The organism is Hydrogenophilus thiooxidans, from assembly GCF_019049855.1.
GTDB lineage: Bacteria > Pseudomonadota > Gammaproteobacteria > Burkholderiales > Rhodocyclaceae > Hydrogenophilus > Hydrogenophilus thiooxidans.
This window is the reverse complement of record NZ_JAHLSY010000006.1, coordinates 106,997-123,739: the sequence shown is the minus strand read 5'-3', so window position 1 is coordinate 123,739 and position 16,743 is coordinate 106,997. Positions and strand designations below refer to the sequence as shown.

Here is a 16,743-nt window from a genome sequence, read left to right as displayed (position 1 = left end):
AAGATCGGCGATGACCTCGAACGTCCAACCCTGACGCGCGCAATAGAGCTCCAGAACCTGCTTTTGCCGCTTGAGGTCGTCCTTCTGGTCGTGACTGGATACGCGGGCATAGGCAACGGTCTTGCGTGTGGCTTCAGCCTGCGAGCGAAACTTCTCCGGCATGAGTCGCGCAAGGTCATAGCGCCTGCGTCCGCCTGCTGTGCGTTCATCGGGAAAGAACTTGCCTTCGCGCTCCCAGCGCCGCAAAGTCTGCGCCGAGACGCCGAGCGCTTTGGCCGCTTCATGGATCGAAACGAGTTTGCGAGACATGCGCAAATCGTAAAGAAACGAGAAACTTTGCGCAAGCTTTTAGAAAGCAGTTAGAGCCCCACCTCCCACGCCGCCTTGGCCATCACCGCCTCTTCGTTGGTCGCCACCACCGCCACCGCCACGCGGCTACCTGGCGCTTCGATGCGTCGATAGCCATCAGGTAGCGGCCCAACCGCCGCTGCATTCGCGGCGTCGTCGATCGCTACACCAAGCCACGCGGCGTATTGGGCGATGCGCGCGCGCACCGCTGCGGCGTGTTCGCCGATTCCGCCGGTAAACACCAGCGCGTCCAACCCTTGCAGCGCGGCAGCCAGCGAACCCAACTCTCGCGCGGCCCGATAACAGAAGAGTTCGACCGCCTCAACCGCTTTCGGGTCATCGCTTGCCAAAAGCGTGCGCATGTCGGAACTGAGTTCGGAAACGCCGAGCAACCCCGATTCGCGGTAGAGAATGTGTTCGATTGCGCGCGCGTCACGCTTTTCGTGTTGCAACAGGTAGAGCGCAACTCCCACGTCGATCGTCCCACAGCGGGTGCCCATCATCAAGCCGTCGAGCGCAGTAAACCCCATCGTCGAGGCGACGCTTTGGCCTGCGTGCAGCGCGCACATCGACGCGCCATTACCCAGGTGGGCCACCACCACACGCCCCGCCGCACGCTCTGCTCCCAACACCTCCGGTAAGCGCCCGGCCACATAGGCATACGAAAGGCCATGAAAGCCGTAACGCCGCACCCCTGCTTCCCAGTAGCGGCGCGGCAACGGCATCATCTGCGCCTGCCACGGTTGCGTGCGGTGAAACGCAGTGTCGAAGCAGGCCACCTGGAGCCAATCGGGGTGGCGCGCGCGCAACAACCGGATCGGGCGCAGGTTGTGCGGCTGATGAAGCGGCGCAAGCGGAACGAGCGCTTCGAGTTGCGCAAACACCGCGTCGTCGATCACCACGGGCGCGGCGAAATGGCGCCCGCCGTGCACCACGCGATGCGCAACCGCCGCCACCGTCACTCCAGCAAGATGCTCCTCGATCCACGCCAAGAGCGCGATGAGTGCCGCGCCATGCTGCGCCTCTAGGTCCCCATCGAGCGGTATTGCAATCCGCCCTGTGGCAGCTTGGCCGCGAGCTTGTGCGCGCACCGCAGCACCCGCAGGGTCGGTTGGGTTGTTGCCCGCGGGGCCCGCCTCGGTTTCTTGCAACCCCTCTTCGCTGGCGCTCTGCCATTGCAACTGCGCCGCCCCCAGACCAATTCCGTCGATCTTTCCCCACCACTGCGCGGAAGCCGCCACCCCGTTTTCGTCACACGGAAAGAGAGCGAATTTGAGGCTTGAGGAGCCCGCGTTCAAGCAGAGGATCGCTTGGGTGTGCAGTTGCGGTTCGATCATCTTTTTCGTTCCTGGGTCGTTTCGTCTGGGAAAGATGGTTCGCCTGTCCCGCACCTCAGGCCCCCACGGTCCCCCCATCGCCAGATCGGTCACGACGGCAACGCCACGCCTTGCGTTTTCGCCGTAACCAGAATCTGCGCAAGCGCACAGCTTGCGACCCGCGTCTCCGGGGTATCGGCGCGGCTGGTAAGGACAATGGGCACCTTCGCGCCCAAAACGATCCCCGCCATCAAAGCGTTCGCCAAGTATTCGAGCTGTTTTGCCAGCATGTTCCCCGCTTCGAGGTCGGGCACGACCAGAATATCGGCATTCCCCGCTACCGCCGAGCGGATCCCTTTCACCTTCGCCGCAACCAGCGAAACGGCATTGTCGAATGCAAGCGGTCCATCCAGCAACCCCCCCGTGATCTGTCCGCGGTCGGCCATCTTGCAAAGCGCCGCCGCCTCGACCGTCGAGCGGATCTTCGGATTGACCGTTTCGACTGCGGAGAGGATCGCCACTTTCGGTTCAGTGATCCCGATCGCATGCGCCAGATCGATCGCATTCTGCACGATGTCGCGCTTCTCTTCGAGCGTCGGTTCGATGTTGATCGCCGCGTCGGTGATCATCAGCGGATGGGGGTAGGTGGGAACGTCGGCAAGGAACACATGGGAAATGCGACGGTCGGTCCGCAGCCCTCGCTCTTTGTTCACCACTTCGCTCATCAGTTCGTCGGTATGCAGGGACCCCTTCATCAACGCCGCGCACTCCCCTTTGCGGCAAAGCGCCACCGCTACCTCGGCCGACGCATGGGAATGGGGGGTGTCGATCAGCGCAACGCCATCAAGCGACACCTCCAGTTGCTCGGCCAACGCGGTGATGCGCGCCCGCGGACCGACGAGCACCGGATCGATCACCCCCGCCTCCTTCGCTTCCAACGCCCCCAGAAGCGCATACTCACTGCACGGGTGCGCCACCGCCATTCGCACCGGCGGCAAGCCGCGCATCAGCGCCATCAGGTGCTGGTAGCGGAGCTCCTTGTCGGAGATCGTCACCTCCGGCAGATCGACCCGCGGCCGCCGGATCTTTTCCGTGGGCGCAACCACCTCCGCGGTGCCGTCGATCACCAGCAACCCCTCCTGGTTGGTCGCTGTGCAATCGAACAGCACATGGTGGTTGTGAGCGAACTTTTCCCGTACCGTGACGCGCGCGGTGAGCGTATCCCCGATCACGATCGGGCGGTGGAACCGCAGGTCTTGTCGCACATAGACGGTGCCGGGCCCAGGGTATTCCGTCCCTAAAATTGCGGAAAAGAGCGCCCCGCCCCACATCGAGTGGCCGACGATTTCGCGGAACTGCCCCGATCGGGCGTACTCGGGGTCGACGTGCGTCGGGTTGAGGTCGCCGGAGAGCACAGCAAAAAGGTGGATGTCTTCGGGGCGTAACGTGCGGGTAATCTCCGCACTATCTCCCACTTGGATCTCAGCGAAGGTCTTGTTCTCGATCCAGACCACCGGGTGCGCGCTCATCATTGTGAGGAATCCTTTTTTGTTGCACTGCACCAATCTACCCGATTTGCCCCATTCCTGCAACACCCTCACCCCCTGGGCGTGCTAAACTCGCCGCTCAGGACAAACTGAGTCAGCGGTGTGTTTCGCTATGAAAGCGCGTCAATTCTTTATTGCAACCCTCAAGGAAGACCCGTCGGACGCCGAAATCGTCAGCCAGAAGCTGATGATCCGCGCCGGTTTCATCAAAAAGGTCGCTGCGGGCATCTACACCTGGACCCCGCTGGGGCTTAGGAGCCTGCGCAAAGTCGAAGCGATCGTGCGCGAAGAGATGAACCGCGCCGGGGCGCTCGAACTCCTCATGCCTGCGGTACAACCCGCGGAGCTCTGGCAAGAGTCAGGCCGCTGGACCTTCTACGGGCCGGAGTTGCTCCGTTTCCAAGACCGGCACGAACGCGATTTCGTGATCGGTCCCACCCATGAAGAGGTCATCACCGATTTCGTCCGCCGCGAAATCAAAAGCTACAAGCAGCTGCCCAAACACTTCTACCAAATCCAAACCAAATTCCGCGACGAAATCCGCCCCCGTTTCGGCGTGATGCGCGCGCGCGAATTCATCATGAAAGACGGCTACTCGTTCCACGCCTCATTTTCCGACCTGGAGCGGGAATACCGCAACATGTTTGACACCTACACCCGGATCTTCACCCGGCTGGGGCTGGAATTCCGCGCGGTGGCTGCTGACACCGGCTCGATCGGCGGCACTGGTTCGCACGAATTCCACGTGATCGCCGAAACCGGCGAAGACACGATCGCCTACTGCCCCACCTCCGATTACGCCGCCAACGTCGAGCTCGCCGAAGCGCTTCCGCCACCGGGCGAGCGCCCAGCACCCACCGCCCCCTTGACCGAAGTGGCGACGCCAGGAGTGAAGACGATCGCCGAGCTGGTCGCGTTCCTCAATGTTCCCATCGAACGGACCGTCAAAGCGGTGGTCGTCGAGAGCGACGCTGGCGAACCGGTGCTGCTCCTGCTGCGTGGCGACCACGAGCTCAACGAAATCAAAGCGCAAAAGCTGCCAGGAATCAAAAATCCGCTGACTTTCGCGACTGAAGCGGCAATTCGCACCGCATTCGGCGCTGGCCCGGGCTCACTCGGCCCCGTCGGATTCACCGGACGGATCATCGCCGACCGCACCGTCGCGAAAATGGCCGACTTCGTCACCGGCGCGAACCGTGACGGCTTTCACTTTACCGGCGTCAATATCGGTCGCGACTTTCCCGAACCCGAAGTGGCCGATCTGCGTAACGTCGTCGCCGGCGACCCTTCGCCTGACGGCAAAGGGACGCTTGCGCTCTGCAAAGGGATCGAAGTGGGCCACATTTTCCAACTGCGCACCAAATACTCCGAGGCGATGCAGTGCACCTTCCTCGACGAAACCGGTACGGAACGCCCGATGGAGATGGGCTGTTACGGGATCGGCGTGACCCGCATCCTGGGCGCTGCGATCGAACAGAACCACGACGCACGGGGCATCATCTGGCCAGAGGCGATCGCTCCGTTCGAAGCGGTGGTCTGTCCGATCGGTGCGGCCAAATCGCCCGCGGTCGCCGAAGCAGCTGAACGGATCTACCGCGCACTCAGTGACGCAGGCATCGACGTGATCCTGGACGACCGCAACGAGCGGCCCGGAGCGATGTTCGCCGACTGGGAATTGATCGGCGTGCCGTGGCGTCTGGTCGTAAGCGACCGCGGTCTGAACGCTGGGACCGTGGAAATCCGCCACCGCCGGGCCGCCGACAATATGGTGCTGCCGGAATCCGAAGCGCTTACTCAGGTGATCGCCGCAATCCGCAGCGCAAAGGCGGGGGGTACGCGCACAACATGATGCGCGGCGCCCAGCGCACCGGCACATTCCTGCTCCTTTGTGCGCTCCTTACCGCGCCCGCTCCCCTTCTTGCGGGGGCGCAGCGCTACGAGCCGCTAGCCGACGCGGTGCGCGCCGCGCTCGCTACTGCCACCCAGGCCGATGCGCCGCCACCGATCGCAACGCTTGCCGCGATTTTTCCCGAAAGCACCCAATGGGTTGCCCAAGCGCGGCCACGGGTCGCGCGCTATCTACCAGACCCTGCCGAGCGCGACGAGCTCCTCTACACCGTCTGGTACGAAGCGGCGCGCGCGGGGCTTTCCCCCGATCTCGTGCTTGCGGTAATCCACGTCGAAAGCCGCTTTCGCAAATATGCCGTCTCCACCGCCGGAGCGCGTGGCTATATGCAGGTGATGCCTTTTTGGGTCGATCTCATCGGAACCCCGGAGCACAACCTCTTTCACTTGCGCACCAACCTTCGGTACGGAACCGTGATCCTGCGCCACTACCTCGATATCGAACAAGGCGACCTTGCGCGCGCGTTGGGCCGCTACAATGGAAGCCTGGGGGATCCCACCTACCCCAATTTGGTCTTTGCCGCGCTCAGCTACTATCGGCAATAACATCTCGGAGCCAGCTCGAGCCGGTTTTACGCCAAAATGGAACAAACGGTAGGATAGGATCCCCGGTGCAATGCCGGTCTCTGGGCTAACGCCTCGGCTCCGCCCGTTATCCCTGGACTGCAAAGTGGCTAATGGACAATTTGGGTTCAAGCAGACGGCACGCTTCGAAGCGTTCCGCACGACTTCGAGGAATATAATGATCAAGGACGCGTCAACTACCATATCGATAACCCGCGACTACAATTGCTTTCGAGGTTGCTGAGGAGACCACAGTGCCAGAAATCATCAAAGTTCGCCCTTACACGCTAGCGCTTGTTGCGAGGTACGTGCTTGACGACACGATCAAGCATTTTCCCCTTTACATGAAAGAGTTCATCGACGCGCGCTCGCATCCCCTCAATCGTTCGGTTGAGCGGCAAAGGGCGATGATCGAAGAAGAGCCGGCGCTTTTGCCAGAAGCCATCTACAACGTCTTCCTTGCGGGCTTTGCCGAAGCGGTGGCGCAAAGCGTTGGGTTTGAGCCGCCTCTCTGGGTTGAGAAACCGGAGCGGTTCTTGCCGCGTCCGGCGATCATGGGGGTCTCCAAAGTCACGAAAGCCTACATGGTCGCTGAAACGCAAGGGCCATTTCGTCGCCGCAACCTCTTTTGCGGGTTCGTGCTCCTCAGAAACGAGCGGTGGCGAGAAAAGGACTATCGAACTGATGATAAAACGTAGCCCACGACGACGCGATCGGCGCTTCGAGTCGATCTCCGCCAGTGGATCGTCTTGACCTGGCGCACCTGCTGAAGGCCTGCGCGCAGATCGACCTGCGGCCAGCGTAGCGCCACCAGTTCGCTCACCCCTTGGGAATGCCCCTTCGTTGCGCGTCACGGTTGAGCCCAATTCGGAAAACGGCTTGCACAAGCGATCACAAGCGATGGTGGATAAAATTTTGACCGTGCGGCAGGACAAAGTCGGTCAAGTGATGGGGCGGATCGATATGACCACGCTGACAACGATCGATGCTTGGCTGTTTTCTTGGGGATTGCGAAATAAAAAAACGGTCGGAAGCGCCTTCTCGATTTATAGTGTACTATGTCCTTAACTTTGATCGTGCCGATACCGTCCGGTAACGGCAGTGCTCTGTGAAAGAGGGCGCTCACTCTTGTTCGCCAAATTGATGCCTGACAAAGGGCTCACTTTTTTGAAGGAAGGAGTCGAACATGGAAAGAACCAGCCTTGCATCGCCGATCCGAGCGATATTGGCTTGCGCTGCATTGGGTCTCTATCTGCACGTTGGCTGGGCTGAAGACGTTTTGGCCCCAAGACCGGAATTCGTTAAAGGTGAGCGTTGGGTATACCAACGGATCGACATGTGGACGGATAAAGTTGAGAACAAATATGAGCAAGTTTTCGCCGAGGTGCTCGACAACAAACTGGTGTTCCGGAGCAAGTCCTTGACCAGTGATGAGGCGCCGCAGACCCTCTACTTTTCTCAGGACTTGAACCCCTGCCGAATCTTGCAAAGCGAAAACGTGGAAATCTGCTCCGGACCGTTCAAGTTTCCGCTTCGCAGTGTGGGAGAACGCTGGAGCTTCAAGAAACTTCCGTGGCGTAATGGCAAAGGCTACTACGACGCTGATTGTGAACTCAAAACCCAAGAAAAAGTCAGCACACCAGCTGGAGAATATGACACCCTACGCATCGAGTGCAAGGGTTTTTGGCAACAAACGATGGATGGCAGTAACTCCGGTAGGTACGAGGAAACCTTTTGGTACGCCCCGACCGTTAAACGGTTTGTTCGGTCTGATTTCAACACCTGGACTTCAGGGGGTCGTATGGACAGCCGTACTCGCACCGAACTGATTGAAGTGCAACTCAAGTGATGTCCAGCACCATGACATTATCTCTCCTTGAAACGAAGCAGTCTGGTCGCTCAGTTTGCCACCATCGGAGTTTCTCAATAGGAGTCCTGTGACCCAAAGCGTTGAGGGAGGAATACGGTGATTGTAGGCGAGAAAGTATAGTTGGATCTCACGGCGAATTCGAGGGGTGTTCGGGCGTTGGCGCGAATACGCGGCATGGCTATGCTCCATCGTTCAAACTCTCCGGCCTTGGAACAAGCGTTCAAGCAGCAGGTACGCTTTGAAGCGTTTCGCACGGCTTCGGGGGATATAAATGGTTCGGGACCTGACAGATAAAAAAGGCGTAACGATGGCCATCGCTTCGCTCCCGCGCAGCGTTGTCGCGTTGGGTTTCGTCTCGCTGCTCATGGATCTCTCGTCCGAGATGATCCATAGCCTCCTCCCTCTCTTTCTGGTAACTACCCTTGGCGCCTCTCCGGTTGCGGTAGGGATCATCGAAGGTATAGCGGAAGCGACCGCCGCCGTGGTCAAAATTTTCTCAGGTGCGCTCTCAGACCGTTTTCTGCGTCGCAAGCCACTGATTTTGCTCGGATACGGCCTCGCTGCCGTGAGCAAACCGCTCTTTCCCCTTGCCAACAGTGTCGAAACGGTGCTGACTGCCCGCTTTCTTGATCGCATCGGTAAAGGGATACGCGGTGCCCCGCGTGACGCGCTCATCGCCGACGTCACCCCCGAAACCCAACGGGGCGCGGCGTACGGCTTGCGTCAAGCAATGGACACCATCGGCGCCTTTCTCGGACCTCTTGCCGCGACGCTCCTGATGGCAATCACGGGCGACAACTTCCCTCTGGTCTTTTGGGTCGCAACCTTGCCCGCGCTCTTAGCCATCGCCTTTATCCTCTTTGCCGTGACCGAACCGCCGCGCGCCACGAACACGCGCCCGGCACGCGTGCCGATCACCTTTGCGGCAGCTCGCGAACTCCCGCTCCGCTTCTGGTTGATTTTGGCTTTTGCGGCGATCGTGGCGCTTGCCCGTTTTTCCGAGGCGTTTCTCCTCCTGCGTGCCGAAGATTTGGGTCTAGCCGCCACATGGACACCGCTGGTGCTGATTGCGATGAACCTCGTCTATGCCGCGAGCGCTTATCCTTTCGGTAAGGGTTTCGATAGCGGACAACGCCGCCCCCTTCTGCTCTGGGGCATTTGCTTTTTGATTGCCGCCGATCTACTCCTTGCGCTCGCTGACCGCTTTTGGTTCGTTTTCGTTGGCGCGATGTTCTGGGGTTTACACATGGGCGCCACGCAAGGCCTCCTCTCCGCATGGGTTGCCGAAAACGCCCCCCACCACCTGCGCGGCACGGCTTTTGGTCTGTTCAACCTGATCAGCGGCGTGGCACTTCTCGGCGCCAGTACCCTCGCCGGAGGCCTTTGGGCTGTAGTCGGCCCCAAGGCAACGTTTCTCAGCGGAGCAACCTTCGCAGCCATTGCCGCGATCGGCCTGATCGCGAGCCGACCGCAGCAAAACCGCTGACTCTTTGCCGCTCTCCTTCGATCACTGCGCCACCACCTGTTTCAACACCGCCTGCTGGAACGGACGGAACCACGCCGCCGCGGCAAGCGCCGCCCGCCGCGCCACCCGCGCGGGAAAGGCATCGCGGGTATAGAGCGTCGCCACCAAATTGGTCGCTTGGTAAAGGGGCCACGTGGCACGGCGGTGGGCTCGTTCATAGGCCAAGAGATGGCGCGGCGCATGTAGCGGCGCGCCCGCAGCCAGCGCCGAGGTGAGCGCTTCGGCAAGCCGCACAGCGCTTGCCAGCCCGAAATTGAATCCGTGGGCGGTGACCGGGTGCATCCCCACCGCAGCGTCGCCGATCAACGCCACCCGCCGCGCCACGAAATCGTGCGCATAGACCGCAACGAGCGGGTAAGCGTACCGTGGGCTTACCACCGTCATCCGCCCCAACCGTCCGTCGAAGCGCGCGGTGAGCTCTGCGGCCAACGCCGCATCGGAAAGCGCCATGAGCCGCGCAATCTCCGCGTGCGCCATCGTCACCACGATCCCGCTCACGTTGTGGTTGAGCGGCAGTAACGCCAACGTCTGGCCACCATAGCCGAACCACTCCCAGGCGACGTGGCCATGCGGCGCATCGTGGGTCATGCGCACGAGCATCATCGTCCGCTGGAAATCGAGTTGGCTCGCCCCGATGCCCACCTGCGCCCGAACCCGCGAAAAGCGGGTGTCGGCAGCCACAAGGAGCGCAGCTTGAAAAGTTCGGCCATCTTCCAGCGTGAGCGACACCGCGTCGTCACCTCGCACCACCGACGCAACCCGCGCCCCAGTGATCAGCGTCGCGGCGCCGCGCTCAGTCACCGCCTCGTACAACGCGCGACGAATCCAGTGGTTGGGTACGAGCTGTCCAATCGCGTCGGCACCCGCGTCGGACGCCCGAAAGCGCAGCGCCAGCAACGAAGGGCCATCGAACACTTGCGCATCTTTGAGCGGCGACACCTCCGCCTCAGGAATCCGCGACCAGGCGCCCAACCGTTCGAGCGTGGCGCGCGACGCGTGGGTGAGCGCGATTTCCCGTCCGTCCGGCGGGGGATCGGCAAGTTGCGCCTCCGGTTGTTGATCGAAGAGCGCCACGCGCAACCCCAATGGCGCAGCGGCCAATGCAAACGCGAGCCCTGCCGACCCGGCCCCCACCACCGCGATGTCATAACGCATGGCACTCCCCTTGCTCTCTATCCGTTACCGTATGATAGCGCGATGGAAAAGGCGGGTCGAGAGGGGAACTTTCGCGTTTGCGTTGCCCACCGACTGACGAAAGCGCTGACGAACGGCGCGATCACTCCAACGGTCGCTTGATCGAAACTGCGCCGCGCACCTCTCCTTCGCGGTAACCACGGGCTCGGTCATGGGGATAGTTGGCCGCAAGCGCCGCGGCCGTCTCACTGCTCACCGTCGCGTCGCTCCCATGACAATTAAGGCAGAGGCTCCCCACCGGCAGCGCTTTCATATAGCGAAAATAGCGCCCTGCCGGTTCGCTGACCACTTCGGCCACCTCCAGCCCCTCCGCTTTTTCGCCCGCAGCAACTCGGCGGTCAAATTCGGCAAGCTGCCTCTGCTCCCACGCATCCGGCATTCCGATCAGCGGATTGCGCACCTTCAGCGACACGCGCCGCACTTGCCAGCCGTACTGCGCCGAAAGGGCCGATACGATCTTGGGCGCGATCTCACTGCACACCGGGATCGCCTGCGGCGGCCCCCCAGCGGCAAGCGCTTTTTTGAGCTCGCCACCCAACTGATTCACCAACGCCTGAGTCACTGCGCGGCTTTCGTTACGCCACGCTTCAAGCTCATCGGCGAAAGCGGGTCGTGTCACGACCGAACCCGCGAAGATGGCTGCACAGACTGCATAAATGCTCCGCATCGTCCCGCTCCTTTCCCTGCATTTCGAAGGTCAAGTCCCGACCCCTTCAGAAACGGTGGTTCCAATTCAGCCGCACGGTGAACTGGGAATGGGTGATGCGTACATCGGGAATGCCCATCGTCGGCACACCGGGTACTGTCTGGGTCACCTGCGGCGCGATCGCAAGCGCCGCGGCAACCGAATCCTGTTTGCTCACCTGCACGCCAAGCCCCACCGTGTAGTGCCGCTCGGCAGTAGCCGGGAAGAGTGGGTTGAGGTAGCGCGCAGAGATTGGGTTCTTGCCATAGTTGTAGCCAAAGCGCAGCGCCAACCCAGGACGCGGCCGATACTCCACCCCGACCATATAGACCGTCTGGTCGTCCCACTTCTGGTCCATCTCGACGTTGAGATCCCCCCTCGCCGATGCGAAACGGACACGAAAGACATCCATCGTCTCCGACCATTTGAGCCGTTTGACATCGGAAACAAACATCCACCGCTCGTTGGGCTGATAGCTCACCCCCACCGCCCAAGTGGTTGGCCATTCGAAGTTCTGAATCGTGTAGTGGCCAGGTAGCGCCATCACGAGCGCCCCTTGCATCACCCCGGGGGGCACCGCCCCCATTCCCAAGGTCCCATTGCCCGAGAAGTCCTTGAGCCGAGTTTTACTGTGAAACGCCGCGCCGATCGCCCACTGGGGGGTGATCTGGTAATGAACGCCCAGTTTGTACGCCCAACCATGCCCGCGCGTCTGCTGTTTGAAGTCATTACCGTCACTGAGGTCAAACCGCGCAAAGCCGTTTGCGGGCATCGTCCCGAGCATACCCGCCATCGAGCCACTGGCGCGCAACTGCCCCGCGTTCATCCCCGCAGCCATCTGCGCCGCGCTCATATCCATCTGCATGTCGAGCCCCGCCCAGACAAAATCGACTTGCGCAGCCAGCGCCAACTGGTCGGTCACCTTCTTTGCCAGGGGAAACATCGCGCGGGCAAAACCCACTTCGCTGCGCACCGGCAAGCCGCTCAACGAGAGAAACGAGTTGGCCGCGTACTCGGTCCCCATTCCCCCTTGCGCGAGGATGGCCACGCCGTAGCTCCAGCCACGATCGGTGCGGATGTATGAAAGCGAAGGCATCCAATAGGCCGTACCCCCCGATTGTGCAGTCATTCCCATCGCGTCGACATGCGACGCGACATCCGGGCCCAATCGGGTGATTCCCATCCCGAACACCGCACCGTCTTGGCGAAGCGCAAGCGTTGCCGGGTTGTTCATCACCGCCGAATTCCCCGAATCGTAGGCCATCGCCGCGCCCCCCAGTCCGCCTGCGCGTGCGCCAAACGCTTCCATGTTCATTCCGTTCGTTGCGTGAGCTGCAACCGGCAACGCAACGAGCGCGATCGCTCCCCATCTCCTCACCGACATAACGCTCCTCCTTCTGTAGTTCCAACCAATACCTTTATTAGGTAATTCGATTATGTACCATGAGAAATCATTTCAAAGCGTTCCCCAAATAGGAAGCAGGCACCTACCCAAAACGTACATATCGATCTACCCCGCCGTCCCACCCACCGTGATTCGCTCGATTCGAAGCGTCGGCTGCCCCACCCCTACGGGCACACTCTGCCCCTCTTTGCCACAGGTGCCGATTCCTGGGTCCAAAGCCCAGTCATTCGCGATCATCGTCACCTGCCGCATCACCTCCGGCCCGTCGCCGATCAGCGTCGCCCCTTTCACCGGGTACTGGATTCGACCGTTTTCCACCCAGTAGGCCTCGCTCATCTCGAAAACGAACTTACCGGAGGTGATATCGACCTGCCCGCCGCCGAATTGCACCGCATAGATGCCGCGATCGAGGCTTGCCACCACCTCTTGCGGCGTGTAAGGGCCGGGGCGCAGGTAGGTATTGGTCATGCGCGGCAGCGTCAAATGGGCATAGGATTCGCGTCGGCCGTTTCCGGTGGGACGCATCCCCATCAAGCGTGCATTCAACCGGTCGTGGAGGTACCCAACAAGCACCCCATCTTCGATCAACACCGTTTCACCGGTAGGGGTTCCTTCGTCATCGACGGTAAGCGACCCGCGCCGTTCCGGCATCGCCCCGTTGTCCACCACCGTCACCCCTTTCGCCGCCACCTGTTCGCCCAGCCGTCCGCTGTATGCGGAAACCCCTTTGCGGTTGAAATCGCCTTCAAGCCCGTGCCCCACCGCTTCGTGCAACAATACCCCCGGCCAGCCGGAAGCCAGCACCACAGCCATTTCGCCGGCTGGCGCCGGGCGCGCTTCGAGGTTCACCTGCGCCTGGCGCACCGCCTGTTCGGCGAGCCGATTGAGCACCGCTTCGTCGAACCGTTCCAGCCCATAGCGCCCACCGATTCCGGCAGACCCCACTTCGCGCCGCCCGTTGTCGTGCGCGATCACGGTGAGCGACAAGCACACGAGCGGTCGGATGTCGCACGCCAGCGTCCCATCGAGCCGCGCGACGATCACCGCTTCCCACACCGCAACGAGATGGGCCATCACCTGGTCGAGCCTGGGTTCCAACGCCCGCGCCTTGGCTTCCAAACGCCGCAGAAGCGCCACCTTGTCGGTGGCTGCCAAAGTGTGCACCGGATCGACCGTTGGGTATTGCGGCGCAACCGCCGCTGCACGCGCAAGCGGCACCGCGGTGACGCCCGCCTGCCCCTGCGCGGCGATTGCCCGCACGGTTCGCGCCGCGTCACGCACCGCGTCGGGTTCGAGGACATCGGTGTAGGCAAGCGCCTGCTTTTCGCCGTGGATCGCGCGGGCGCCGACCCCTGCGTCGATCGAAAAGCTGCCCGCTTTGACGATCCCCTCTTCCAGCGACCACGACTCCGCATGGCGGTACTGGAAGTAGAGGTCGGCATCATCCACCGCGTGGCTGGCGATCTCCTGTAACACCCGCGAAACGTCGTGCGCGTCCCACCCCAGCGGCGCCCAGAGATGGCGCTTTGCCAGATCCCAACGCTCGATATTCGTGCTCTCTTGACTCACTGCGCAATTCCCCTTTGCCGACATTGCCCCCCATAAGGGTGCTATCATTTTTCCATGACTGCTCATTCTAACAATGCAACGACCCATCCCGCGCTCTTTGCCCTTCGCCCCCCCGGATGGCTCGGCACAGAGGCGGGCGAACGCCTCGTTGAGCGGCTGGAGTATCTACGCCACACGCCTTCGCGCATCGTCTGGGTGGGGGAAGGTACTGACTGGACCGATTCGCTCGCTGCGCGCTACCCCAACGCCGCGTGCTGCGGCTATCGGCCCGACGAACCCGCGACCGGTGGCACTCCAACTTCCCCCGCACAAACCGCTTGCAGTAAGACGTTCCTGGCACGACTGAAAAAACGGTTCGCGCAAGGCAAGCGGAAAAGCGCCACTGTGCCTTTTCGCACCGCCAACCCGCTGCACCTGCCCGAAGCACCGGGGGGGATCGACCTCTTGTTGAGCAATTTGCTGCTCTACCGCACGCAAGACCCAGAACCGCTTCTCGCCGCATGGCAGCCGCTCCTTGCCGAAAACGCAGCGCTATTCTTCGTGACATTGGGCCCTGACACCCTGAAAGAGCTCAAAGCGGCATTGGCGCACCGCGACGCACCCCTGCCCTGGCCGCCGTTTTGGGACATGCACGACCTCGGGGACATCCTGGTACGGTTGCGCTACGCCGAACCGGTGATGGACATGCAGATGCTCACGGTGCGCTATGAACGGAGCGCAGCGCTGCTTGCGGATTGGGGGCCCTGGTTGGGAGAGGCGGCAACGGAGCGCCTCCGTGCGATCGCATTCCCTTTCACCGTGACGGTGGAGCTCGTCTTCGGGCACGCGTGGCGCGTCACCCGTCCTAAGCCGCCGCGCCAAGACCCTCGTGCGCCGCGCCCTATCGTCTGGCAACCCCGCCCCGGAAAGCCTCAGGACCCCGGAACGCCTCAGAACCGTTAGACACCGCAATGACCACGCCGATCTGGATTTTCGATCTCGACAACACGCTGCACCACGCCAGCGCCGCGATCTTTCCCCACCTCAACCGCCAGATGACCGCCTATTTGATGCGCCACCTGGCGCTCGACGAAGCGGAAGCGAACGCGCTGCGGGTGCGCTACTGGCGCGCCTACGGCGCAACACTCGTCGGGCTGATTCGCCACCACCGCATCAACCCGCGCCACTTCCTGCGCGAAACCCACCACTTCGACAATCTGGCCGCACACATTCACGCCCCGAAGGGGCTTGCGGCAACGCTGGCGAAATTGCCCGGAGCAAAGGTCCTCTTCACCAACGGGCCTCGCGAATACGCCCGCGCCGTCGTCGAACAGCTCGGGATTCACCGCCACTTCGCGCGCCTTTTTGCGATCGAGGATCTCGATTACCACCCCAAACCGCGCCGCCGCGCCTACGTCGCGGTGCTCCACACGATGAAGGTCGCCCCTTCGCGCTGCATCCTCGTCGAAGACAGCGCCGAAAACCTAGCGCCCGCGAAGCAGCTCGGGATGACCACCGTCTGGGTCACCCGCGCGCGCGGCCTGCCCCCCTACGTCGACTGGAAGATCGCCACCGTCACCGATCTTCCGAAAGTGTTGGGGCGGTGGGGCGTTCGGTCACCACGCCCCTGACCGTTCCCTTATCTCTCGCCCCTACCAAGGCAACACGGGCTGCTTGCCGCAACTTCTCACAAGAGCCGCCGCTCTTTATCCCCCTTCTCGCAGCCATTCGGCCACTTCCAGCGCGAAGTAAGTGAGTACCGCGTCCGCGCCAGCGCGCTTGAACCCTAGGAGCGCCTCGAGGACACACGCGCGGCGGTCCAACCACCCGTTTTGCGCCGCGGCAACCAGCATCGCGTACTCGCCGCTCACCTGGTAGGCGAACGTTGGCACGCCGAAGGTCTCTTTCACCCGCCGCACGATATCGAGGTAGGGCATACCGGGCTTGACCATCACCATGTCGGCCCCCTCTTCGAGGTCGAGCGCCACTTCTCGCAGCGCTTCGTCCGAATTGGCGGGGTCCATTTGGTAGGTATATTTGTTCCCTTTGCCCAGATTCGCCGCCGACCCCACCGCGTCGCGGAACGGCCCATAGAAGCTGGAAGCATACTTCGCGGCATACGCAAGAATCCGCACGTGGCTATACCCCGCAGCGTCGAGCGCTTGGCGGATCGCACCGACGCGCCCATCCATCATGTCCGACGGCGCCACCACGTCCGCACCGGCAGCGGCATGAGCCAGCGCCTGTTTGGTGAGTGCCGCCACCGTTTCGTCGTTCAACACGTAGCCGGTGGGGTCGTCGCGCGCGATCAAACCATCCTGCCCGTGTGCGGTATAGGGATCGAGCGCCACGTCGGTGATCACGCCCAATTCCGGCACCGCGCGTTTGAGCGCCGCGACCACTCGGGGCACCAACCCGTCGGGGTTCCACGCCTCTTCCGCACCCCAACTCTTCTTTTCCGGCGGCACCACCGGAAAGAGCGCGATCGCGGGAATGCCCAGTTTCGCCGCCCGCTCCGCCAACGGCAGCAATCGGTCGAGCGTCACCCGCTCCACCCCAGGCATCGACGCCACCGATTCGCTGCGTCCCTGCCCTTCCAACACGAAAACGGGCCAGATCAGATCATCGACGGTAAGCGTGTGCTCACGCATCAAGCGGCGCGAAAACGCGTCGCGCCGCATCCGCCGCATCCGCACCGCGGGAAACGCCCCCATGGGAACAACCATCGCACGGCTCCTTGTACTGGTCCACGATCATCCGATTATAGACCCCATGAGCTTTCCTTTCGCGCACCCGCATCCCGCGCTATCATCGGCAACAGCGAATACTCAGGAGC

16 protein-coding genes and 1 pseudogene are annotated in these 16,743 nt (G+C 62.0%); 8 read left to right on the top strand and 9 right to left on the bottom strand.

Annotated elements, in window-relative coordinates:
• The 3 genes from KUL93_RS04760 to KUL93_RS04750 all read right to left on the bottom strand — a co-directional run.
• On the bottom strand, positions 1–309 hold a 309-nt coding region (locus KUL93_RS04760; RefSeq protein ID WP_217125948.1), incomplete at its 3' end, for a MerR family DNA-binding transcriptional regulator.
• A gap of 50 nt (positions 310–359) precedes the next feature.
• Positions 360–1,685, bottom strand: coding sequence for an acetate/propionate family kinase (locus KUL93_RS04755; RefSeq protein ID WP_217125947.1), 1,326 nt, complete (start codon positions 1,683–1,685; stop codon positions 360–362).
• Between the two features lie 89 nt (positions 1,686–1,774).
• Complete coding sequence (locus KUL93_RS04750) at positions 1,775–3,193, bottom strand: bifunctional enoyl-CoA hydratase/phosphate acetyltransferase (protein WP_346731651.1); 1,419 nt, start codon at positions 3,191–3,193, stop codon at positions 1,775–1,777.
• A gap of 130 nt (positions 3,194–3,323) precedes the next feature.
• On the opposite strand from KUL93_RS04750, the gene KUL93_RS04745 reads away from it, so the two are divergent.
• The 5 genes from KUL93_RS04745 to KUL93_RS04725 all read left to right on the top strand — a co-directional run bounded on the left by KUL93_RS04745 (position 3,324) and on the right by KUL93_RS04725 (position 7,529).
• Entirely contained in the window at positions 3,324–5,060 is a 1,737-nt protein-coding gene (locus tag KUL93_RS04745) for a proline--tRNA ligase (protein WP_217125945.1), read from the top strand.
• Positions 5,057–5,662, top strand: coding sequence for a lytic transglycosylase domain-containing protein (locus KUL93_RS04740; protein WP_217125944.1), 606 nt, complete (start codon positions 5,057–5,059; stop codon positions 5,660–5,662). Before KUL93_RS04745 ends, KUL93_RS04740 begins: the two co-directional genes overlap by 4 nt.
• A gap of 272 nt (positions 5,663–5,934) precedes the next feature.
• Positions 5,935–6,378: a hypothetical protein gene (locus KUL93_RS04735; protein ID WP_217125943.1), complete on the top strand. Its 444-nt coding sequence runs from the start codon at positions 5,935–5,937 to the stop codon at positions 6,376–6,378.
• A gap of 145 nt (positions 6,379–6,523) precedes the next feature.
• Positions 6,524–6,748 (top strand): type II toxin-antitoxin system PemK/MazF family toxin, encoded by a 225-nt coding sequence (locus KUL93_RS04730; protein ID WP_249419247.1) that lies wholly within the window; start codon positions 6,524–6,526, stop codon positions 6,746–6,748.
• 118 nt (positions 6,749–6,866) lie between these two features.
• Entirely contained in the window at positions 6,867–7,529 is a 663-nt protein-coding gene (locus KUL93_RS04725; RefSeq protein ID WP_217125942.1) for a hypothetical protein, read from the top strand.
• Here the strand turns inward: KUL93_RS04725 and KUL93_RS04720 are convergent.
• Positions 7,522–7,667 (bottom strand): annotated as a pseudogene (locus KUL93_RS04720) (IS481 family transposase); the annotation flags it as partial. The gene KUL93_RS04725 and the pseudogene KUL93_RS04720 overlap by 8 nt on opposite strands.
• 190 nt (positions 7,668–7,857) lie before the next feature.
• Here KUL93_RS04720 and KUL93_RS04715 point away from each other — a divergent pair.
• A complete protein-coding gene (locus KUL93_RS04715) occupies positions 7,858–9,036 on the top strand; it encodes an MFS transporter (protein ID WP_217125941.1) in 1,179 nt (392 codons plus the stop codon).
• Between the two features lie 21 nt (positions 9,037–9,057).
• Here the strand turns inward: KUL93_RS04715 and ubiM are convergent, their stop codons facing one another.
• The 4 genes from ubiM to tldD all read right to left on the bottom strand — a co-directional run bounded on the left by ubiM (position 9,058) and on the right by tldD (position 13,952).
• Positions 9,058–10,230: a 5-demethoxyubiquinol-8 5-hydroxylase UbiM gene (gene ubiM / locus KUL93_RS04710; protein WP_217125940.1), complete on the bottom strand. Its 1,173-nt coding sequence runs from the start codon at positions 10,228–10,230 to the stop codon at positions 9,058–9,060.
• Between the two features lie 121 nt (positions 10,231–10,351).
• On the bottom strand, positions 10,352–10,936 hold the full coding sequence (locus tag KUL93_RS04705; RefSeq protein ID WP_217125939.1) for a Tll0287-like domain-containing protein: 585 nt from the start codon (positions 10,934–10,936) through the stop codon (positions 10,352–10,354).
• A 46-nt stretch (positions 10,937–10,982) separates the two neighbouring features.
• Positions 10,983–12,338: an OmpP1/FadL family transporter gene (locus tag KUL93_RS04700; RefSeq protein WP_217125938.1), complete on the bottom strand. Its 1,356-nt coding sequence runs from the start codon at positions 12,336–12,338 to the stop codon at positions 10,983–10,985.
• Between the two features lie 126 nt (positions 12,339–12,464).
• Positions 12,465–13,952 (bottom strand): metalloprotease TldD, encoded by a 1,488-nt coding sequence (gene tldD, locus KUL93_RS04695; RefSeq protein ID WP_249419262.1) that lies wholly within the window; start codon positions 13,950–13,952, stop codon positions 12,465–12,467.
• A gap of 30 nt (positions 13,953–13,982) precedes the next feature.
• Between tldD and KUL93_RS04690 the strand changes: the two genes are divergently transcribed.
• Positions 13,983–14,870: a hypothetical protein gene (locus tag KUL93_RS04690; protein WP_217125936.1), complete on the top strand. Its 888-nt coding sequence runs from the start codon at positions 13,983–13,985 to the stop codon at positions 14,868–14,870.
• An 8-nt stretch (positions 14,871–14,878) separates the two neighbouring features.
• Positions 14,879–15,538 (top strand): pyrimidine 5'-nucleotidase, encoded by a 660-nt coding sequence (locus KUL93_RS04685; RefSeq protein WP_217125935.1) that lies wholly within the window; start codon positions 14,879–14,881, stop codon positions 15,536–15,538.
• Positions 15,539–15,613: 75 nt separating this feature from the next.
• Here KUL93_RS04685 and hemB read toward each other — a convergent pair whose 3' ends face one another.
• A complete protein-coding gene (gene hemB / locus KUL93_RS04680; protein WP_217125934.1) occupies positions 15,614–16,633 on the bottom strand; it encodes a porphobilinogen synthase in 1,020 nt (339 codons plus the stop codon).
• Between the last annotated feature and the right edge of the window lie 110 nt (positions 16,634–16,743).